The 19,612-nt window shown below is 70.8% G+C and carries 17 protein-coding genes and 1 pseudogene; 12 read left to right on the top strand and 6 right to left on the bottom strand.

Annotated features, from left to right (window positions below; translation table 11 throughout):
* A complete protein-coding gene (locus tag ACFWHU_RS35500; protein WP_385795492.1) occupies positions 1 to 1,110 on the top strand; it encodes a PP2C family protein-serine/threonine phosphatase in 1,110 nt (369 codons plus the stop codon).
* A 316-nt stretch (positions 1,111 to 1,426) separates the two neighbouring features.
* Here the strand turns inward: ACFWHU_RS35500 and ACFWHU_RS35495 are convergent, their stop codons facing one another.
* Positions 1,427 to 1,621: a CsbD family protein gene (locus ACFWHU_RS35495; RefSeq protein WP_385795490.1), complete on the bottom strand. Its 195-nt coding sequence runs from the start codon at positions 1,619 to 1,621 to the stop codon at positions 1,427 to 1,429.
* Positions 1,622 to 2,053: 432 nt separating this feature from the next.
* Between ACFWHU_RS35495 and ACFWHU_RS35490 the strand changes: the two genes are divergently transcribed.
* The 6 genes from ACFWHU_RS35490 (at position 2,054) to ACFWHU_RS35465 (ending at position 10,893) form a co-directional block, all read left to right on the top strand.
* A complete protein-coding gene (locus ACFWHU_RS35490) occupies positions 2,054 to 3,346 on the top strand; it encodes an ABC transporter substrate-binding protein (protein ID WP_385795489.1) in 1,293 nt (430 codons plus the stop codon).
* 32 nt (positions 3,347 to 3,378) lie between these two features.
* The gene (locus tag ACFWHU_RS35485; RefSeq protein WP_387230202.1) at positions 3,379 to 4,323 is read left to right on the top strand and encodes a carbohydrate ABC transporter permease; all 945 of its coding nucleotides are present in this window, start codon (positions 3,379 to 3,381) and stop codon (positions 4,321 to 4,323) included.
* A gap of 13 nt (positions 4,324 to 4,336) precedes the next feature.
* Positions 4,337 to 5,164 (top strand): carbohydrate ABC transporter permease, encoded by an 828-nt coding sequence (locus ACFWHU_RS35480; protein WP_385795484.1) that lies wholly within the window; start codon positions 4,337 to 4,339, stop codon positions 5,162 to 5,164.
* A 164-nt stretch (positions 5,165 to 5,328) separates the two neighbouring features.
* Positions 5,329 to 6,330 carry a LacI family DNA-binding transcriptional regulator gene (locus ACFWHU_RS35475; RefSeq protein WP_387230251.1) on the top strand — a complete coding sequence of 334 codons (1,002 nt, stop codon included), beginning with the start codon at positions 5,329 to 5,331 and terminating at the stop codon, positions 6,328 to 6,330.
* Between the two features lie 145 nt (positions 6,331 to 6,475).
* Positions 6,476 to 8,410 (top strand): cellulase family glycosylhydrolase, encoded by a 1,935-nt coding sequence (locus ACFWHU_RS35470; RefSeq protein WP_387230200.1) that lies wholly within the window; start codon positions 6,476 to 6,478, stop codon positions 8,408 to 8,410.
* 146 nt (positions 8,411 to 8,556) lie between these two features.
* Positions 8,557 to 10,893, top strand: coding sequence for a glycoside hydrolase family 3 N-terminal domain-containing protein (locus tag ACFWHU_RS35465; protein WP_387230198.1), 2,337 nt, complete (start codon positions 8,557 to 8,559; stop codon positions 10,891 to 10,893).
* A 184-nt stretch (positions 10,894 to 11,077) separates the two neighbouring features.
* On the opposite strand, the gene ACFWHU_RS35460 is transcribed toward ACFWHU_RS35465, so the two are convergent.
* Positions 11,078 to 11,527: a spore-associated protein gene (locus tag ACFWHU_RS35460; protein ID WP_385795475.1), complete on the bottom strand. Its 450-nt coding sequence runs from the start codon at positions 11,525 to 11,527 to the stop codon at positions 11,078 to 11,080.
* Between the two features lie 215 nt (positions 11,528 to 11,742).
* Positions 11,743 to 12,036 (bottom strand): hypothetical protein, encoded by a 294-nt coding sequence (locus tag ACFWHU_RS35455; RefSeq protein WP_387230196.1) that lies wholly within the window; start codon positions 12,034 to 12,036, stop codon positions 11,743 to 11,745.
* Positions 12,037 to 12,129: 93 nt separating this feature from the next.
* On the opposite strand from ACFWHU_RS35455, the gene ACFWHU_RS35450 reads away from it, so the two are divergent.
* The 3 genes and pseudogenes from ACFWHU_RS35450 (at position 12,130) to ACFWHU_RS35440 (ending at position 14,574) form a co-directional block, all read left to right on the top strand.
* Positions 12,130 to 12,645: a DinB family protein gene (locus ACFWHU_RS35450; protein ID WP_385795469.1), complete on the top strand. Its 516-nt coding sequence runs from the start codon at positions 12,130 to 12,132 to the stop codon at positions 12,643 to 12,645.
* A gap of 310 nt (positions 12,646 to 12,955) precedes the next feature.
* Positions 12,956 to 13,743, top strand: a pseudogene (locus ACFWHU_RS35445) (oxidoreductase).
* A gap of 87 nt (positions 13,744 to 13,830) precedes the next feature.
* The gene (locus tag ACFWHU_RS35440; protein WP_387230249.1) at positions 13,831 to 14,574 is read left to right on the top strand and encodes an SDR family oxidoreductase; all 744 of its coding nucleotides are present in this window, start codon (positions 13,831 to 13,833) and stop codon (positions 14,572 to 14,574) included.
* A 93-nt stretch (positions 14,575 to 14,667) separates the two neighbouring features.
* On the opposite strand, the gene ACFWHU_RS35435 is transcribed toward ACFWHU_RS35440, so the two are convergent.
* A complete protein-coding gene (locus ACFWHU_RS35435) occupies positions 14,668 to 15,564 on the bottom strand; it encodes a LysR substrate-binding domain-containing protein (RefSeq protein WP_387230194.1) in 897 nt (298 codons plus the stop codon).
* Between the two features lie 331 nt (positions 15,565 to 15,895).
* On the opposite strand from ACFWHU_RS35435, the gene ACFWHU_RS35430 reads away from it, so the two are divergent.
* Together ACFWHU_RS35430 and ACFWHU_RS35425 are read left to right on the top strand one after the other, a co-directional pair.
* Positions 15,896 to 17,092, top strand: coding sequence for an MFS transporter (locus ACFWHU_RS35430; RefSeq protein WP_387230192.1), 1,197 nt, complete (start codon positions 15,896 to 15,898; stop codon positions 17,090 to 17,092).
* 214 nt (positions 17,093 to 17,306) lie between these two features.
* Positions 17,307 to 17,864: a TetR/AcrR family transcriptional regulator gene (locus ACFWHU_RS35425; RefSeq protein WP_385795460.1), complete on the top strand. Its 558-nt coding sequence runs from the start codon at positions 17,307 to 17,309 to the stop codon at positions 17,862 to 17,864.
* A 121-nt stretch (positions 17,865 to 17,985) separates the two neighbouring features.
* Here ACFWHU_RS35425 and ACFWHU_RS35420 read toward each other — a convergent pair whose 3' ends face one another.
* Both ACFWHU_RS35420 and ACFWHU_RS35415 read right to left on the bottom strand, forming a co-directional pair.
* Positions 17,986 to 18,654, bottom strand: a complete 669-nt coding sequence (locus ACFWHU_RS35420; RefSeq protein ID WP_387230190.1) for an O-methyltransferase — start codon at positions 18,652 to 18,654, stop codon at positions 17,986 to 17,988.
* Positions 18,651 to 19,592: a hypothetical protein gene (locus ACFWHU_RS35415; RefSeq protein ID WP_387230188.1), complete on the bottom strand. Its 942-nt coding sequence runs from the start codon at positions 19,590 to 19,592 to the stop codon at positions 18,651 to 18,653. Before ACFWHU_RS35415 ends, ACFWHU_RS35420 begins: the two co-directional genes overlap by 4 nt.
* Positions 19,593 to 19,612: the final 20 nt, after the last annotated feature.

Raw genomic sequence — 19,612 nt, 5'->3', positions numbered from 1 at the left:
ATGGACGAGCGGCATTCCCGCATCCAGCAGTACCCCTGGCTGTCCCCGGTGCTTCTCGCCGGGGCCGTCGGCCTCGAACTGCTGACTCCCGCGATCGTCAACGGGGCCGCGCTCGTCGCGGTCGCCGGCATGGTGGCCGCCATCACCGCCACGTTTCGCGACACCCTGTTGATCGTGACCATCGGAGTCGCGATCATCTTCGTCGCCGCGCTGCTGAGTGAGTTCACCAACTTCGAAAAGGGTGTACAGATCGGCGAGGTCGTGATCGCCGGCGCTCTCGCGCTGGCCGTCCGGCGCATGCTTGACAGACAGAGCGCGAGTTTCTCCCTGGTCAGATCCACGGTCGAGACGCTTCAGCGGGCCGTGCTGCCACCGCTGCCCACGATTGTCGGGCCCATGTCCGTCGCCTGCCGTTACGAGGCGGCGTCCACCGAGGCCCGCATCGGGGGCGACCTCTACGCCGTGGAGGAGACACCCTTCGGTCTGCGGCTGCTCATCGCCGACGTACGCGGCAGGGGTCTCGGCGCGGTCTCCGCCGTCTCCGTCATCGTCGGCGCGTTCCGTGAGCGCGCCCAGTCCGAGCCCGACCTGGTAGGACTCGCCGAACGCCTCGACCGGGCCGTCGCCCGGTCCCTCGAGCAGTACGCCGACCCTTTCGCGCCCGAGGCCGCCGATGCCGCCGAGGCCTTCGCCACCGCGCTCCTGGTGGAGATCGACCGGCCCGGCACCACACTGCGGCTGCTGAGCTGCGGCCACCCCGCGCCGTATCTCCTACGGGACGGCGAGCTGTGCCGGCTGGACACCGGCGAGGCGACACCGCCGCTGGGGATGCGGGACCTCGCGCCGGGCACCGGCGGCCCCCGATCGTACGACTTCCCCGCCGGCACCACCCTGCTGTGCGTCACGGACGGAGTGACGGAGGCCCGGAACGCGGCCGGGACCTTCTACGACCCCTGCCGAGACCTGAGGCCGGTCCCGGACGGGGGCCCGGAGCGGCTGATCGGCGCCCTGTTCTCGTCGGTCGGCCGGTGGACGAAGGGCGATCGCGACGACGACATGGCGGTGGTCGCCGTCGCACGCGTCGGCGACGACGCCGGCGGCCGGGCGTGACCGGCTGCTCCGGGCCCGGTGCCGTACAACTTGACCTCGACGACGGCGCACTGCGGATCGGAGCCGACGTGGAACCTGGGCTCCCGGGGGTGGTGCGTCTGCCGGCCGTTCTCGCGCAACGGCCGTTGGTGCACCGCCGTCCTGACGGTCATGGTGCCGGGCCGTCCTCATGCGCGACCGTTCGCCCGCCCGCGTAGAGACCTCCTGGAGGCGGCGCAGTTCGCGCGGTCGTATCGGAGCGGGATGCGGGGTAAGCCGTCGTCCTGGTCGTCGCCCACCGGCGCCGGCGTGTCTACGAGGACGGCGCCCGGCGCGGTCAGGAGTCGTCGTCGCGTTTGAGCGACTCCTTGACTCCGTCGACGCGGTCGCGCATGTCGGCGGCCTTCTTCTCGGCGGCGGCCTTGACCTGGTCCGTCTTGCCCTCCGTCTCCTTGCTCTTGTCGCCCGTCGCTTTGCCGGTCATTTCCTTCGCTTTGCCCTTGGCCTTGTCCATGTCTTTGTCGTTACTCACGATTGCTCCGTTACGCGTAGGAATCAGTTTGATTTCTACGTTTAACTATAAAATGTTCTTAGCCGCCGTGCACGGGAAGCACGCCCTGACCGTCGGCCTACGTCGATCGGGTCGGCCGGGCCGGAATCAGGAATCCGAGACGCACGCCGACTTCGCACGTTCCGACCTCTCGCCCCGAGCCGCCCGTACGGCCCGCCGCTTCCTCAACTCCGGGCGCGGCCGCAGCCGTCAACTCGCGTAGGGCGCAGGCGGATTGCGAGGGCCCACCCGGTCCACCCCTTCTCGTCAAGTCATCAATTCACCTGAGATGTCCGTGTTTTCGGCATGCGCAACCGGGGGTTGACCGTTTCGGGAAGTACCCCTAAGTTTCTCGCAGCCCACTGGTACATCGATTAACCACATGGTTAACGTCCTGGTTGGAGACATCCCGCTGTGCGCTCATCCCCGAGTCGGCGCGGTTTCCTCGCAGCAGGCTCCGGCCTCGCCGCCGCTACCGCGCTTCCCGCTCTGTCCGGCTGCTCCACGCTCGCCTCGGCCGATTCCGACCCCGGCACCCTGCTCGTGCACACCCAGCTCGGCACCACCGCACCGGGCTCCCCCACCTACGAGGCCGTCGTCAAGGCCTTCCAGAAGGAGAACCCCGGGCTCCGGATCAAGAACCTCGTCAACGGCGACGACCTTCCCCAGGTGTACGAGACCTCCCGGCTGGCCCGCAAGGAGCCGGACGTGGTCATGGTCAACCTCTACGACAAGACGCTGGCCTGGACCGATGTCGGTGCCACCGTCGACGTGAAGGGGTATCTCGACGACTGGGGGCTGCGCGAGCGCGTCCTGCCCGCCGCCCTGGAGGAGTGGACCGACAGCAAGGGCAGGCTGCGCGCCTTCCCTTACTTCGCCACCAACTGGCCCGTCGCCTACAACACCGCCCTGCTGGAGCGGGCCGGCGTCGATTCCGTACCCACCACCGGGGACCAGCTGATCGGCGCCGCGCGCAAGCTGCGCGCCAAGGGCATCGCCCCGGTCACCGTCGGCGGCAACGACTGGACCGGCCAGAAGCTGCTGGCCCAGATCATCCAGACCTTCCTCACGCCCGACGAGGCCAGGAACGTCTACTCGACCGGTGACTTCAGCGGCGGCAGGGGCGTCCGCGAAGGCATCGACTACTTCGTCCAGCTGCGCGACGCCGGTGTCTTCGCCGACAAGGCGCAGGGACTGACCTCCGACACGATGACGACGCAGTACAACACCGAGGCGGCGGCCATCCAGTCCGCGATGTCCTCGGCGCTGGCGAAGGTCGCCCCGAAGCCTGCCGGGCACACCGCGATCGGTGGCTGGCCGCTGGCCCCCGGCGCCTCGCACGGCAAACCGACGATCCTGCGCTCGTACACCCTCATCGGCTTCTGGATCAGCCCCAACGGCGTCAAGAAGCTGTCCTCGGTCGAGAAGTTCCTGCGCTTCATGTACCGGCCCGAGGTGGTCTCTCGCTTCATCACCGAGAGCGGACGGGACATGGCTCTCGTGACGGACACCGTCAGCAAGCAGTTCCCGCTGGTGGCCGAGGCGCAGCGGCTCGGTGAGCGGGTCAGCCAGGTCCTCCTGCCCGATCTGTACGTCCCTCCGACGGCGACCCAGCCGCTGATCACGGCGACCAGCACCGCCTTCACCCCGGGGACGAGCGCGGCCGCCGTGCGCTCCGCCCTCGAATCCGCCTACCGCACGGCCTGATCCGCGCGCCCGAGCCCTCTGCGAGTCCCCTCATGACGTTGCTCTCGTCCGCCCCGGGCGGCGCCCCGGTCCGCCGGCCGGACCCCCCGTCGCCGTCCCCCGCCGCTCCCTCGCCGCGCCGCAAGCAGGGCGGGGTCGTCCTGGCCGTACCGGCGCTGGTCTGGTACCTCGTCTTCATGGTCGGCCCGCTGGTCGCCATCTTCGTCATCGCCGCCCTGCACTGGCCGGGCATGCTCCAGCCGGTGTCGTTCGCCGGTTCCGGCAACGTCCGCGCCGTCCTCGACGACCCGGTCTTCTGGGACGCGGTGGGCAACACCGCCGTACAGCTCGTCGTCGCGCTGCCCGTGATGATCGTGGGCGCGTACATGCTCGGGTACTACGTCGCGCAGAGGCCGCCGGGCCACCGCGCTCTGCGGTACCTGCTCTTCATCCCCGGTCTGATCTCCACCCCGGCCAAGGCGATGGTCTTCTACGCGGTCCTCTCGCCGGACGGGCTGCTCAACGGCGGTCTGGACAAGGTCGGTCTGGGTTCGCTGACGGACGCCTGGCTCGCCTCGCCGTCCACCGCCCTGTACTGCCTGATCGTCCTGGACGTGTGGAGCGGCATCGGCTTCACGGCCGTGCTGTTCGCGGCCCGGCTGGGCAGCGTGCCGGACGAGATCGGGGAGGCCGCCGCGCTGGACGGCGCCGGTCACTGGCGTGCCATGTGGCGCATCCACTTCCCCGTCATCCGGGACTTCGTCGGTGTCGTGACGATGCTTCAGTTCCTGTGGACCCTGTTCGGTTCCGCGCAGAACGTGCTGCTGCTGACCCAGGGCGGTCCGGGAAGTTCGTCGACAACGCTGTCCTTCCTCGTGTACCAGAAGGCGTTCATCGCGGCCGATCTGGGCTACAGCCAGACCGTCGGCGTGGTCCTGTTCCTGGTCGGTCTGGCCGGGCTGCTGACCATCCGTCGCGTCTTCCGCCAGAACTACTGATCGGAGCGGTTCCATGAAGTTCGGAAGGTCCTGGCTGCCGGCCCACATCCTCGCCTGGCTGTACGCGGCACTGCTCGTGGTCCCCCTCTACTACCTGCTGGTCTCGGCGTTCAAGACGAACGATCAGATCTTCGGGAGCCCGTTCTCCCTGCCGGCCTCCTTGTCGTCGCACAATTTCGGGGAGGCGTTCTCCTCCGCGGACCTGGGTACGGCCATCGTCAACTCGGTGCTGGTCACGGTGCTCGCGCTGGTCCTCACCCTGGCGCTCGCCATTCCGGCGGCCTTCGCCATCGCGCGGAGCGAGGGGCGCCTCGGCGCGTTCGTGGAGCGGGTGTTCTCGCTGGGATTCCTGGTCCCGACGTTCGCCGCGCTGTTCCCCACGTTCCTGCTCGCCGCCGCGACCGGGCTGTTCCACACCCGGATGTTCATGGTGCTGTTCCTGCCGGCCACGGCGATGCCGCTCTCGGTCGTGATCCTGGTGCAGTTCATGCGGACCATCCCGCGCGAGATGGAGGAGGCGGCACGACTGGACGGCGCGTCCACCTTCGCCGTCCTGCGGCACATCTACACGCCGATGTGCATGCCGGGGATAGCGACGATCCTCCTGCTGAACTTCCTGACCTTCTGGAACGAGTACCTCTACTCGCTCGTCATCGTCGGCCCCGACCCCGAGCAGCGCACCGTGCAGGTGGCCCTGCCCACCCTGAAGTCCCTGACCGGCACCGACTACGGCATTCTGACCGCGGGCACGGTTCTGACGCTGGTCCCGGTCTGGGTGGTGTACACCGTGCTCCAGAAGCGCATGCAACAGGCTCTCGTCAGCGGGGCGGTGAAGATGTGAAGGTACGTTTCGAGGAGCGTCCCGAGGACGCGGGGAGCGGCACGGGCACGTCGCCGGGGTCACAGCCCCCGGCCGCGAGCCCGGACCGGATCCCGGACAGCGCTCCCGGCGGGGGCAGGACCCGTACGGGATCCGAGGGAGCGGCCCGGCCCACGATCAAGGCCGTGGCCGCCGCGGCCGGGGTCTCCACCGCCGCGGTCTCCCAGGCCGTCAACGGCACCGGCCGGATCTCGGAGGCCACCCGCCGCCGGGTCCTGGACGCGGCCGCCGAACTGGGCTGGTCGCCGAGCGCGTCGGCGTCGGCCCTGCGCCGGGCGCGCACCCGTACGATCGCGCTCGTCGTACGGCGGCCCACGGATGTGCTCGGCGCGGACCCGCACTTCAGTGAGCTGATCACCGGTCTGGAGGGCGAACTGGCCCCCCGGGGCTACGGTCTGCTCCTCCATCTGGTCGCCGATATGGCCCAGGAGAGCGCGCTGTACGAACGGCTGGCCGCGGAAGGCCGGATCGACGGTGCGGTTCTGACCGACGCGCGGGCGGACGACCCCCGCCCGCGGCTGCTGCGGGGCCTCGGGCTGCCCGCCGTACTGCTGGGCGCCCCGGACCCGGCGTCGCCGGTGCCCGGCATCGGCCTCGGACAGCAGGACGCCGGTGTCCGGGAGGCCGTCGCACACCTGCTGGAGCTCGGCCACCGGCGTCTCGCGTACATCGCGGGCCCGTCCGACCTGGTGCACACCGGGCTGCGCCGGGCCGCGTTCGAGGACGCCCTCGCCGGAGCGGGGCTGCGGCCCGTCGCCGTCCGGCACACCGACTTCACGGAGCGGGCGGCCGTCGCCGTCACCGAGGAACTGCTCGCCCTGGCCGACCGGCCGACCGCGCTGGTGTTCTCCAACGACTCCATGGCCGTCTGCGGTATCGGTACGGCCCAGCGCGGCGGGCTCCGGGTGCCCGCGGACGTGTCGGTGGTGGGGTACGACAACCTGCCGCTCGGCCGTTGGCTGCACCCCCGGCTCACCACCGTGGACCAGCAGGTGCAGCGGGTCGGCGCGGCCGCCGCCCGTGCGCTGCTCGTCCGGTGCGGCGAGGACGTACCCCCGCCGGTCCTCGACGGACGCCCGCGCCTGGTCGTACGGGAGTCCACCGGTCCCGTACCGTCCGCGCCCTGAAGCATGGGCCCGCTTCTCCGTACCGCACGCGGACCGCCGGGGCACGGCCCCGCCCTGCCGCGCGGCTCACCCGGCCCGGCCCGAACGGCCCTGCGCCGGCCGCACCGGCCCCACCCCCGCACTTCGAAGAGGTCAGAGAAAGACCATGCGACGCCATAGCGCCCAGCTCACCCATGACTCCGCCGTCCTCCCCTGGCTCGGCGCCAACTTCTGGTCCCGCACCGGTGGTCCGCTGATGTGGCGGAACTACGAGCCGAAGACGGTCCGCGAGGAGTTGGCCGTCCTGCGGGACCACGGGCTGAACATGACCCGGTCCTTCTTCTACTGGCCGGACTTCCACCCGGAGCCGGGGCGGATCGACGAGGAACTGTGCGACCGCTTCCGTGACTTCCTGGACGCCCACACAGAGGCGGGGATGGGGACCGTTCCCACCTTCATCGTCGGCCACATGTCGGGCGAGAACTGGGATCCCGCCTGGCGCGGGGACCGTGATCTGTACGAGGACGTGTGGCTCGTCGGGCGGCAGGCGTGGTTCGTCTCCCAGATGACCCGCCGCTTCAAGGACCATCCCGCGGTCACCGGCTGGCTGATCACCAACGAGATGCCGGGCTACGGCCGTATCTACCAGGTCGACCCGCCCTCCAGCGATGTCGTCACCGCCTGGGCGCAGTTCATGTGCGACGCGGTGCGGGCGGCGGGCGGCACCCAGCCCGTGTCGCTCGGGGACGGCGCGTGGGGCATCGAGGTGACGGGCCGCGACAACGGCTTCTCGCTGCGCGACACCGCCGAGTACGTGGACTTCGTGGGGCCGCACGTCTACCGCTCGGACACCGACCGGGCGCGCCAGCACTACCGTGCCGCGTTCGAGTGCGAGCTCGCCGCCGTCACCGGCCAGCCGGTCGTGCTGGAGGAGTTCGGGCTGTCGACCGACACGGTGTCGGCGGCGAACGCGGGCGTGTTCTACCGGCAGACCCTCCACAATTCGCTGCTAGGCGGGGCCACGGGCTGGATCGCCTGGAACAACACGGACTACGACGAACTGTGGGAGCAGTCTCCGTACGACCACCACCCCTTCGAGATGCACTTCGGGATCACCGACCACACCGGCCGGCCCAAGGAGCCGCTGCGGGAGCTGGCCGATTTCGCCGAGGTGCTGAAGCGGGTCGACTTCGCCCGCTGCCGCCGGACGGACGCCGACACCGCCCTGGTCGTGCCCGCCTTCCTGGAGCGCGGCTACCCCTACAGCCGGCCCGCCGACCGGCCGCTGATCTTCACTTCGCTGCACCAGGGGTACGTGGCCGCGCGCGGCGCGGACCTGCCCGTGGCGTTCGCCCGGGAGGCGGACGGGCTGCCGGAGGACGCCGCGCTGTATCTGCTGCCCTCGACACGGCAGTTGACCACCCGTACCCGGCGGGTGCTGGAGCGGCGGGTCCGTGAGGGCGCCACCGTCTACCTGTCGTTCTGCTCGGGCGAGCACCCGGCGACACGCGGTCCGTGGTTCCACGACCTGGACGGTCTGTTCGGTGTGGAGCTCCAGCTCTCCTACGGGGTCGCGGAGCCGATCGAGGACGACGTCCTGGAGATGACGTTCGCCGAGGACTTCGGCTCGATAGCCGCGGGCGAGACTCTGGTCTTCCCGGTCGCCGGCAACGAGGACAGCCGCGCCTACCTGCCCGTCGTACCGGCCGGTGCGCGCGTCGTCGCCACCGACGCGCACGGCCGCCCGGCGCTGCTGTGCCACGAGACGGGCGAGGGCCGTACGGTCCTGGCCACCTACCCGCTGGAGCACATGGCCGCCCGCACGGCCCGCGCGAACCCCGAGCAGACGCACCGGCTGTACGCGGCGCTCGCCGAACTCGCCGGGGCCGCACGGCCGGTGACGGTCGACACGCCGTACGTCGCCGCCGACACCCTGGTCCGGGAGGACGGCGTCCGCTACGTGTGGCTGGTGAGCCAGTCGGGCGAGGAGCTGACGGTCCGTCCGTCGGCGGACGGGGAGCTGCGCGAGCCGGGCGGCGGCGAGCCGGTGCGGGACGTGGTGATCGCCCCGTACGGGGTGCGCGTCCTCGAACTGCGCTGACCCGAACTGCGCCGACCGGCCGCGTTCGTGCCGGGGCCGAGGCCACGGCCACGTGTCTCCGGGCCCGGCGCGAACCGGTCTGCCCACCGGATGTGTTGCCGTACCGGCGCACCCACCCCTCCTGTCACGTGAAAGTGAGCCACCCGATGTCCGAGCCGATCTTCCGGGATCCCACGGCGCCCGTCGCCGGCCGGGTGAGTGACCTGCTGGCGCGGATGACGCTCACCGAGAAGGTGGGCCAGGTCAACCAGCGGATGTACGGGTGGGACGCGTACGAACGCACCCCCTCGGGCCACCGGCTGACCGAGGCGTTCCGGACGGAAGTGGCCGCGTACGACGGGATGGGCGCGCTGTACGGGTTGCAGCGCGCCGACCCCTGGTCGGGCGTGACGGCGGCCACGGGCATCGGCGCGGCGGACGGTGCCCGGGTCTGCGACGACGTGCAGCGGCACGTCGTGGAGAACACCCGTCTCGGCATTCCCGTCCTGCTGGTCGAGGAGATGCCGCACGGCCTCCAGGCGCTGGACGGCACGCTGCTGCCCGTCAATCTGGCGGTCGGCGCCACCTGGAACCCGGAGCTGTACGAGGAGGCCGTCGCCCTCGCCGCCGCGCAGCTCCGCTCACGCGGCGGTCATGTGGCGCTGGTGTCCGCGCTCGACCTGGTGCGGGATCCACGCTGGGGCCGCGCGGAGGAGTGCTTCGGCGAGGATCCCTACCTGGCGGCACGGTTCACCGAAGCACTGGTACGCGGCGTCCAGGGACCGCCCGGTGAGCGCATCGGGCCGGACCGGGCCGCTGTCGTGCTCAAGCATTTCGCCGGGCAGGGTGCCACGGTCGGCGGCCGTAACAGTGCGGCCACCGAGCTGGGCGCCCGTGAGCTGCACGAGATCCATCTGGAGGCCGCTCTGGCGGGGGTCCGCGCCGGGGCGGCGGGGGTCATGGCGGCGTACAACGAGTTCGACGGCGTCCCCTGTGCCGCGAACCGGGAGCTGCTGACCGGGATCCTGCGCGAACGCTGGGGGTTCACCGGTCTGGTGATGGCCGACGGACTCGCGCTCGACCGTCTGGTGCGGCTGGCCGGGGACCCGGTGGCGGCCGGCGCGACGGCCTTGGAGGCGGGGACCGACCTGAGTCTGTGGGACGACTGCTTCCCCCGGCTGGAGCAGGCCGTGCGGCGTGGGCTGGTCGACGAGCGCACGCTCGACACGGCGGTCGGGCGGGTCCTCGCACTGAAGTTCCGACTCGGCCTGTTCGAGCACCCGTACACCGGGGAGCGCGCGCCGGCTCCGGGGCCGGAGCACCTGAGCGAGCGCATCGCCCGGGAATCCGTCACCCTGCTCGCGCACGACGGCGTGACCCTCCCGCTGACCGGCGGCGTCCGGCGGGTCGCGGTCATCGGTCCGAACGCCGACTCCGTACCGCAGCAGATCGGCGACTACACCGCGCCCCAGTGGCCCGGCACGGGCATCAGCGTCCTCGACGGGGTCAGGGCCGGGGCTCCGGACGGCGTGACGGTCGTTCATGCCCGGGGCTGCGATCTCGTGGGCGGTGACCTGTCGGCCCTGCCCGGGGCGGTAGCTCTGGCCGCGGGTGCCGATGTCGCGGTGGTGGTGCTCGGCGGTTCGAGCGCGCGGGAGTCGGGGACGCGCTTCGACGCCAACGGGGCGGCGGTCGTCTCATCGGGCAACCCCGTGGAGATGACCTGCGGGGAGGGCGTGGACCTGGCCGAACTCGGGCTTCCCGAAGGGCAGTCGGCGCTGCTCGAAGCGGTCGCGGCGACGGGGACCCCTGTCGTCGTGGTGCTGGTCCAGGGACGTCCGCACGCCCTGCCGGATCTCTCGGACCGGGCCGGGGCGGTGCTGAGCGCCTGGTACCCGGGCCCGTGGGGCGGGCGCGCGGTGGCTGACGTGGTGTTCGGCGCGGCGGAACCCGTGGGCCGACTGCCCGTCTCGGTCCCCCGGTCGGCGGCGCAGTTGCCCGTGTTCTACAACGGGAAGGACCACGGCTACCGCGGCTACGTCGACCAGCCCGCCATCGCGCGTCACGCGTTCGGCCATGGGCTGGGCTACACGACGGTCGAGTACGGCGAACCCCGGCTGTCCCGCGCGTCCGTCGCGGCGGCGGAGTTCGTCGGCGGCTCGTCCGCCGGGACGGGGGAGCCGCTGTTGTGCACGGTCGAGGTCCGCAACACGGGCGACCGGTCCACTCGGGAGACGGTGCAGTTGTACGTGCGCCGGGTGGTCGGCGGCACGTCGTGGCCGCGCGTGCGGGAACTGCGCGGCTTCGCCCGGGTCGTGCTCGAGCCCGGGGAGGCGGCCGAGGTCTGCTTCCGGGTGGGGGCGCGGACCCTGGCGTCCGTCACTCGCGGGTGGGAGCGCGCTGTGGAGCCGGGCGAGTTCGCGATCGAGACGGGCCCGTCCTCGGACCGGACCCGCGGCACCCGGCTCCTCGTGACCGTACCGACGACCGGCGGGTCGCGGTAGCGTGCGCGGCGCCTACGCGCAGGCGCCGCGCGCCGAAGCGTGCACGAAGTCGCCGGCGACTGGACGCCACAACGGCGCGAGACGTACGCCAACGGGCGCAGGGTGAATTCTGGGGCAGCTCGGCCGACCCGGGTCCACTCGGGCCGGCCGAACCGCCGTGATTTCCCGCGGGGTTGAGCCGGGGTCAGCGGATGGTGGTGACCCGGTGCTCCTTCAGAGCCGCGCAGTTGGAGTTGTCCACCGAGACGTACACGTTGGCGATGTTGCCACCCCAGCTCACGCAGTAGCCCTTGCCGTAGACACGGCTCGGACCCGCGTACGACGTGAAGTTCCCGAAGTCCTCGGCCCACTCGCCGGTGTCGGGCACGTAGATGTACGCCGACATGTTCTTGGCGGTGCCCGGGCTGGAGCGGATGGTCGCGACGCAGTTCTTGCCGTTCGAGGAGTTGTACGTGAGGTAGACCGTGCCGAGCGAACCGATGGGAGCCGAGTTCACGGTCTTGTAGGCGCTGCCACAGACTCCCTGCGGCGTGACGTTGGGCGCGGCGTGGGCGGTGGCACCGAATGTGGCGGTGGCGCCGATCACCAGTGCGGTTAACGTTCCCGCAGCCGCGGCATTACGCGTGATTCCCATAATTTCCCCCTTGTTACTCCGAGAGCGGTTTGCTCACACTTGGTAGACCCCCGAACGGCACGGATGGTTGTACCCGGTTTCGACGAGGTGTCACGGTGCCGACACCGGTCGGACGGACTGACGGATCCAGCAAACCGGGCACGTTCACTTCGCACCGTCACAACCGCAGCCGCAGCCGCCCGACTGTGGCTCCGGGCCTGAGGAAACCTGCTGCCTCAGTCCCCGAGGAACCACAGATACAAGTGCTCCCCGTCGAGAACCGTCCGACCCAACTCGAGGACCTCGCGCGCGAACTCGTCGGTCAGCACGCCCGGAGGCAGTCGCGGTATCTCCCTCAGCAGGGTGGACACCTGCCGGTGGTTGAAAACGGTATCCGCGTACGGCAACAGGTGCCCCAGCATCGGAAACACCGACTGGTCGAGACCGGCCAGCTCCGGACCCCAGACCACACCGTGCTGAGCACGGGCCTCGATCGTGCCGCTCTCGGAGCGGACCTGCACATTGATCATGGTCCGACCCTACTGACCTCGTGATCCGCCGGAGGCCCGCGCGGCTTCATAATCACGCGACACCGCCTCCGAGCTGTGGGAACCTCACCCGCGATGACACAACGAACCGATACACCCCCTACGTGGGACGAACGTACGCAGCTGGCCACCTTTCTGGAATACGCCCGTGAGACGGCGCGAGCCAAGTGCGAGGGCGTGTCCGAGGAAGACGCCCGCAAGGCACCGCTCCCGAATTCACCGTTGATGACGATGTGCGGGCTGATCAGCCACCTGCGATGGGTCGAGCATCACTGGGTCCAGGTGATGTATCTCGGTGAGGAGCCCGAGGGGCCCCTCACGGCGGCGACCGACGCCGATCCCGACCCCGAGATGCGGACGGCGGTCGACGTCCCGTTGCCCCAACTTCTCGCCGAGTACGAGGAACAGAGCGCCCGCTATCGCCGCCTGGTGGCCGACCGCGACCTGAACTCAACGGCCGAGCGCCCTATCGGCGACGGCCGCCACGTGGACCTGCGCTGGGTGGTCCTCCACCTCATCGAAGAGATCTCCCGCCACAACGGTCACCTCGATGTCGTGCGCGAACTCGTCGACGGACAGACCGGCGTCTAGGGCCTGATCCAAACGACAGGCCGTAGCCCACGGGCGAGCACGGTCGTCGCCCCATGCGCCACGGACCCCGCGAGGTTGCGCAGCGTGCCGCAGGGATGCGCAGCAGCTGGTGGTGAGGTCCGAACCGAAACGCCATAGGAATCCCCTATACCACCTACTTGAATTTCGTCTTTGCCTCTCGCCATTTTCCAGAAGTACGGTGAAACAGCTCGACGAGGTGCTTACTGCGAATTCTCCGAAGATTCGCACTCCGGCACGTCTGTTTCATTTCCGTCGAGTGGACAAAAACGCAATCGAGAGGACCGGTGGCATGACCACGATCGAAAACGGATCACAAACGCGGGAACTCGCGGGAAAGCGAGCCCTGGTCACGGGTGGTACGCGCGGAATCGGAGCGGCCGTCGTGCGTCAACTCCTGGACGCGGGCGCCGAGGTGCTCACGACCGCCAGGTCGGCGACGAGCACGGTGCCGGAGGGGGCCACCTTCGTGAAGGCCGACGTCTCGACACGAGCCGGAGCGGAGGCAATCGCCGCGGCCGCGCAGGAGGTGCTCGGCGGGGTGGACGTCCTGGTCCACAACGCGGGTGGGGCGCGACCGCACCAAGGCGCCACGGCCATCCCCGACGAGGAGTGGCAGAACGCGCTTGACCTGAACTTCCTGGCATCGGTGCGGCTGGACTCACTGCTGGTACCGGGGATGCGGGAACGGCGTTCGGGGACGATCGTGCATCTGTCCTCGGCCGCGGTCCTCACCCCGGTAGGACCATCCTGCACTACACCACGGCGAAGGCGGCGCTGGAGAACTACAGCCGAGGCCTGGCCCTGGAGCTGGCCCCGTTCGGGATCCGGGTCAACACCGTGGCGCCCGGCAGAACGGCCACTCCCGGCGGCGAAGCGACGCGGGAGCAGTGGGCGGAGGTATCCGCGAGCACGGGTGCGGCGCGAGCCGAGATCAACGCCGACGACAGCCCGCCGCTGGGGCGCGACGGCCGGCCGGACGACATCGCCGACGCGGTGATGTTCCTCGCGTCCCGCCGGGCGAGCTGGCTGACCGGGCGGAAGCTCATCGTGGACGGCGGAGAATTCCCCATGGGCTGACGCCGACGGAATTCGGAAAAGCCAGTTCAGACAATTGCGTTCGTGGGCTTACGCCGGGGCACTGTGAGAGAGGGAATGAATTCTGGCATGGGTAGGTACAGTGAAAAGAATGCAGTGATCACGGGTGGCGCAAGCGGCATGGGATTCGCGATGGCCAAACTGCTGGTGGAAGGCGGAGCGCGCGTCGTGATCACCGGTCGTTCTCAGGCGACGCTCGACGCCGCGCGGGAGCGGCTCGGCAACAACGCGGTGGCCGTCCGAGGCGATGTGGCCTCACTGTCCGACCTGGATGTTCTGGCCGACCGCGTGAAGAGCGAACTCGGCGCGATCGACGCCCTGTTCGTCAACGCCGGTATAGCAACCCTCACGCCCTTCGAGTCGGTGACAGAGGAGGTGTACGACGAGTTGTTCGCGATCAACGTCAAGGGCGCCTTCTTCACCGTGCAGAGGCTCGCCGCGCTGCTGAGCACGGGAGCCGGCGTTGTCCTCACCACCTCGGTCGCGAACGTCATGGGCATGCCGGAGACCAGTGTCTACGCGGCCGGCAAAGCTGCGCTGCGCTCGATGGCCCGCAGCCTCTCCCGCGAGCTGCTTTCGCGCGGGATTCGTGTCAACGCGGTCAGCCCCGGTCCCATCGACACGGGAATTCTGGACGCCATGATGACCGAAGAGGCCGCCGCACAGTTCAAGGCGGAGCGGGTCGCGGACAATCCCATGCGGCGTTTCGGCACCCCCGACGAGGTCGCCAGGGCGGCCGTTTTCCTCGCCTTCGATGCCACTTACACCACCGGCTCCGAGTTCGCCGTGGACGGAGGCGCCACCCAGCTCTGACCCTGACGTGCCGTTCCGTCATCGACTCGCGGGGCATTACGGGACATTGGCTGCTCGAAAAGGGATTCGGCCGCCCCCGCTTCCCTCTCGCTGTCAGGGCACCGGTGAGACGGAAGCGGGCTCCGGCCAGGTCTCCTGACGCAGGAGTTCGAGCAGGGCAGTCTCCGCCGGGCCCGCGCCCTGCCGGACCACGGCGATGACGGGCTGGGAGACGACCGGGAACACGGGGCGGGCGAGGTGCTCGTGACCGTGGGGCACTGCGGCGGCCGGGACGAGCGCCGCGCCCAATCCGTGGGCGGCCCAGCGTACGGCCGTCGCCGTCTGGGTAACGCGGGCGGCCGTGGTCGGGGGCAGATCGTTGTCCCGCAGCACGTTCAGCAGCACGCCGTCGAGCGCGCTGTCGCGGTCGAACCTCACCCACGGCTCCCCCTCCAGCTCCCGCAGCTCGACCCGGTCCGCGGCGAGCTGCCGGTGTCCGGCGCCCAGCACCACGACGAGCTCCTCGTCGCCGAGGTGGTGGGCGTCGGCGGGGCTCCGCTCGCACGCCGCCATCAGGGCGAGGTCCAGCACACCCCGGCGGCACAGCCGCTCCAGCTCGGCGGAGCTCGGTTCCTCGAAGACGGTGACCTCCAGCCGCGGGAAGCGGCGGCGCAGCGCGCCCAGCGCGCCTGGCAGCTGCCGCGTGCCGAAGCCCATCTGCACCGCGACCACCAGCTCGCCCACCAGCTCGTCGGCACCGGCCCGCGCCGTCGCCCTCGCCCGCCGCGACGCGCTCACCGCGACCTCCGCCTCCCGCAGGAACGCGCGACCGACCGCGGTGGGCACCAGCCCGGTCGGCGTACGGGCGAACAGTTCCACGCCGAGTTCCCGCTCCAGGCCGCGGATCTGCTGGGACACCGACGGTTGAGCGACGCGCAGCAGTTCCGCCGCCGCCGTCACCGAGCCCTGCTCCGCAACGGCCAGGGCGTACTCGTACTGACGAAGGCTCATCGGCTCCCGCCCCCTCCCCGCGGCGGACCGCGGTTCACCTGCTGGTAATCGTCGTCACAGCGGCCAACTCGGCTCCGCCCGCGATGATTCCCGCGGACACGGCTGAAGCCGGTCGGCCATGTCCTGTCCAGCCCAACGAAACGCCCGGCCAAGGACCCCAGCCCTCGGCCGGCGGGCGTCGGCGAGCTCATGGCGTTCGGGACGCAGTCCGGCCGCGTTCGCCGGCCTCCGCAGCGGGTGGCTTCCAGGTCACGCGGCGGGTGAACCGCGTCCGGTGAGGCGCCCCGACCCAGAGTGTACGTTCGTACGCTCCCCCTGTAGGGTCGCGCACATGACAGTCGACACACTGGTCCGGCCTTCCGCGGTCGAGCGGCGGGCTCGTACCGCCGTCGCCGTGCTGTTCCTCACCAACGGGGCCCTGTTCGCCAATCTGCTGCCGCGCTACCCGGAGATCAAGGCCGGCCTCGGGATGAGCAACTCCGTCTACGGGCTGGCCGTCGCGGCGTTCCCGGCCGGTGCCATCGTGGCCGGACCGGCTGCCGGAGTGCTCGTCCGCCGGTACGGCTCGGCGCGCGTGGCGGTCGTCGGCACTCTCCTGACCGGCGCCGGCGCCCTCGCCGCGGGTGTCGCCGGATCGGTGCCCCTGCTCGCGGTGGCGCTGTTCCTGGCCGGGGCGATGGACGCGCTCACGGACGTCGCGCAGAACGCGCACGGCCTGCGCGTGCAGCGCCGCTACGGGCGGTCCATCATCAACTCCTTCCACGCCACCTGGTCCGTCGGCGCGGTCACCGGCGGCGCGATGGCCGCCGGCGCCATCGCGCTGGGCCTCTCGCGCGGGCAGCATCTGGCGATATCGGGGGTCGTCTTCGCCGCCGCGGCCTGCCTCGCCCTGCGGTACTGCCTGCCCGGCCCCGACACCGAACCGGAGACCGAGGACCACCAGCCCAAGGACGCACTCCACACCGGCACCGCCCGCCGCACGATGTACGTCCTGGTCGCCCTCGTCCTGATCGCCACCGCCGGCACACTCGTCGAGGACGCCGGCAACAGTTGGGCCGCCCTCTACCTCTCCGACTCCCTGCACGCCTCCGCGGCACTCGCGGCGACCGGCTACATCGCTCTGGTCGGCGCCCAGTTCGTCGGCCGCCTCATCGGCGACCGCCTCGTCGACCGCTTCGGTCAGCGCACCGTGGCCCGCACCGGCGGCCTGATCGCCGCAGCAGGCATGGGCCTGGCCCTGGCCGTGCCCACCCTCCCCGGCACCCTCCTCGGCTTCGCCGCCGCCGGCTTCGGCGTCGCGACCCTGGTACCCGCCGCGATGCACGAAGCCGACGCACTGCCCGGCCTCAAACCCGGCTCGGGCCTGACGATCGTCTCCTGGCTCATGCGCCTGGGCTTCCTGCTCTCCCCGCCCCTGGTCGGACTCGCCGCCGACAGCACCAGCCTCCGGCTGGGCCTTCTGGTGGTCCCCCTGGCCGGCGTACTCGTCGTACTCCTCGCCGGAGTGCTCCAGCCCCGGCGGCGCTGAGCGACACATCCACCCAGGCCGCACAAGGGGCGAAACCGACCAGAAGGTACGTTCGTACGCTCTCGCGTGTAGGCTCGCACGCATGCCGACGACGGACCACCTCACCGAGGCCCCGCGCACGAACCCGGAGCGCACGCGGGCGGGCGACCCCCCGGACGTCGGAGCCGCCGGTAACCTCGTCCGCCCGCTCCGCACCCTCTGAGCCCGCACACCCATGGCCACCGGACACACGGACCCCCAGCGCCGCGAACGCATCCTCGCCGCGACCCTCGACCTCATCGCCGACGAGGGAGTCGCCGGCGTCTCCCACCGGAAGATCGCCGCCCGCGCCGGAGTGCCCCTGGGCTCGATGACCTACCACTTCAGCGGCATCGACCAACTGCTGCGGGAGGCGTTCCGCCGCTTCACCGACCAGATCGTCGAGCTGTTCGACACCTACCTCAGCGCCCCGGCCGACCGTGACCAGGCCAGAGCCGCGGTCGCCGGCCTGATCCACACCCTGTCCGACGGAAGCCGGCGCGACCTCGTCCTCACCCAGGAGCTGTACACCCTCGCCGCCCGGCAGCCCTCCTACCGGGAACTCACCCACGAGTGGATGGCCCGCAGCCGCACCCACCTGGAGAAGCACTTCGACCCGGACACCGCCCGTCAACTCGACGCCCTCATCGAGGGCCTGACCCTGCACCGCGCCCTCGCCCAGGAACCCCACAACCACGCCCTGACCCTGGAAGCCGTCACACGCATCACCACGACCGGCAGCCGGGCCATCTGACCGAAGTGCCGCAGGAGCCACCAGATCGCAAGGCCCCCGCAGCCCCGGCCGGAAGATCCGCGAGCCTGACCGCGAACCGCTCGACGTCACCGGGCAAGCCCTCGGAGGCCCTGGAAGATGGTCAGCGTTTGTGGGCGATGGTCAGGCCGTCCGCGATCGGCAGGAGGAGGGACTCGACCCGCTTGTCGGCACGGACATGGGTGTTGAACTCACGGATCGCGAGGCCGTTGCCCTCGGCGTCGGCGTCCGCCGCCGCACCGCCGTACAGCACGTTGTCGGCGAGGAGGAGCCCGCCCGGACGTACGCGCGGTACGAGTTCGTCCCAGTAGGCACGGTAGCCCGTCTTGTCCGCGTCCAGGAAGACGACGTCGATATACGGCTCGGCGGGCAGGGCCCGGAGGGTGTCGAGGGCCGGGGCGATGCGGAGATCGATACGGTCCCTGAGGCCGGCCTCCTCCCACGCGTCCTGGGCGATGGTGGTCCATTCCGTGGAGATGTCGCAGGTCAGGACGGTGCCGCCGGGGGCCAGCCCCGCGGCCAGAGCAAGGGTCGAGTAACCAGTGAAGGTGCCCACCTCGACGATGCGGCGCGCGCCGGTGAGCCGGGCCAGCAGGGTGAGCAGGACTCCCTGCTCGTGGGGGATCTGCATCTGGGAGGGCCCGCCGAGTGCCCGGGTGCGGGCGATCAGCCGTTCCAGGACGGGGGTGGGCGGCTCTGCCTGGGCCACGATGTAGTCGTACAGGGCGGGGGTGAGGGGGACCGACTTGATCTGGTCCGCGGGGCTGCTCATGTCGTGACTTCCTTCGTCAGGGGTGGAGTTGGTGCCTGCCGTGCCGCGATGTGCTCGGCGGGAGCCGTGAGGAGGGACAGCGCGTCGTGCGTGAAGCGTTCGGGGCATCCGTCCGGGTTCGGGCCGAGGCCGTACCCAATGATGTCGCTCGCGCACTGAGCGAGGCGGCGAACCAGTTGCGTCTCGTAGCCGAGACGGCAGACCGGTTGCCGGTGCACGCGGAAGTACGCGTCGTACAGGTCGTGTTCGGCGGCGGTGGTGATGTTGGCGGGGTGCCGCCCGGCCTGCTGGAGCAGGGAAGCGCCGCTGGGTACGAGTTTCCCGGCCACCGCCATGTGTGCTCGCTGATTGTCCCGGACGGCGCGGGTCAGCGGAGCGAGAAGGGCGGCGGGGTGGCGGGCCCGGACAACGCGCAGGGCCGCCGGAACCGCGGCGTGGTCACGGGCCCACGCGCCGCTGAACGCGGGGTGCGCCGCGCTTATGTGAGGGCGTACGACAGCGGCGTAGAGCTCGGGCGAGCAACTGCCCGAGTAGAGAAAGAGCACGGAGTAGGCGTCGTACAGGGTCGCCGCCCTGATGACCGCCGGCTGAGCCGCGGGCTCCGGGGTCGCCGCGACGGCGTGCAGGGCGCGGGCCTGCAACTGCCATACGGCGAAGGCGGCATGGTGGCCGACGAACCACCGGTGGCGGGCCCGGTCCACCTCATCGGAGGGTGCGATGTGGGTCGCCGGTGGCTCACCGGACAGCGCGTGGCGCAGGGCGGACAGCTCGACGCGCAGCAGATCCGGGCAGTCGGGGTGGGAGCAGTTGGCTGGTTCCTCGTCCGGCATGGGCAGCAGCAGCGGCGAGAGCGTGACCGTCGGGGCGGGGCCGGTCGGGGCCGAGCCGGTCGGGGCCGAGCCGGTCGGGGCTGAGCCGGTCGGGGAGACGCTCACCATGACGTGACAGGGAGGAGTAC

This window comes from Streptomyces sp. NPDC060366, assembly GCF_042725135.1.
In the GTDB taxonomy this organism is placed as follows: domain Bacteria; phylum Actinomycetota; class Actinomycetes; order Streptomycetales; family Streptomycetaceae; genus Streptomyces.
Note: the sequence above shows the minus strand (reverse complement) of the source record. Positions and strands in the feature narration are given on the sequence as shown.

Bases quoted from the DNA above. Each gene is read 5' to 3' on its own strand.
- ACFWHU_RS35500 (WP_385795492.1), top strand. From the start codon at position 1: ATGGACGAGCGGCATTCCCGCATCCAGCAGTACCCCTGGCTGTCCCCG.
- ACFWHU_RS35485 (WP_387230202.1), top strand. From the start codon at position 3,379: ATGACGTTGCTCTCGTCCGCCCCGGGCGGCGCCCCGGTCCGCCGGCCG.
- ACFWHU_RS35480 (WP_385795484.1), top strand. From the start codon at position 4,337: ATGAAGTTCGGAAGGTCCTGGCTGCCGGCCCACATCCTCGCCTGGCTG.
- ACFWHU_RS35470 (WP_387230200.1), top strand. From the start codon at position 6,476: ATGCGACGCCATAGCGCCCAGCTCACCCATGACTCCGCCGTCCTCCCC.
- ACFWHU_RS35465 (WP_387230198.1), top strand. From the start codon at position 8,557: ATGTCCGAGCCGATCTTCCGGGATCCCACGGCGCCCGTCGCCGGCCGG.
- ACFWHU_RS35460 (WP_385795475.1), bottom strand. From the start codon at position 11,527: ATGGGAATCACGCGTAATGCCGCGGCTGCGGGAACGTTAACCGCACTG.
- ACFWHU_RS35455 (WP_387230196.1), bottom strand. From the start codon at position 12,036: ATGATCAATGTGCAGGTCCGCTCCGAGAGCGGCACGATCGAGGCCCGT.
- ACFWHU_RS35450 (WP_385795469.1), top strand. From the start codon at position 12,130: ATGACACAACGAACCGATACACCCCCTACGTGGGACGAACGTACGCAG.
- ACFWHU_RS35440 (WP_387230249.1), top strand. From the start codon at position 13,831: ATGGGTAGGTACAGTGAAAAGAATGCAGTGATCACGGGTGGCGCAAGC.
- ACFWHU_RS35435 (WP_387230194.1), bottom strand. From the start codon at position 15,564: ATGAGCCTTCGTCAGTACGAGTACGCCCTGGCCGTTGCGGAGCAGGGC.
- ACFWHU_RS35430 (WP_387230192.1), top strand. From the start codon at position 15,896: ATGACAGTCGACACACTGGTCCGGCCTTCCGCGGTCGAGCGGCGGGCT.
- ACFWHU_RS35425 (WP_385795460.1), top strand. From the start codon at position 17,307: ATGGCCACCGGACACACGGACCCCCAGCGCCGCGAACGCATCCTCGCC.
- ACFWHU_RS35420 (WP_387230190.1), bottom strand. From the start codon at position 18,654: ATGAGCAGCCCCGCGGACCAGATCAAGTCGGTCCCCCTCACCCCCGCC.
- ACFWHU_RS35415 (WP_387230188.1), bottom strand. From the start codon at position 19,592: ATGGTGAGCGTCTCCCCGACCGGCTCAGCCCCGACCGGCTCGGCCCCG.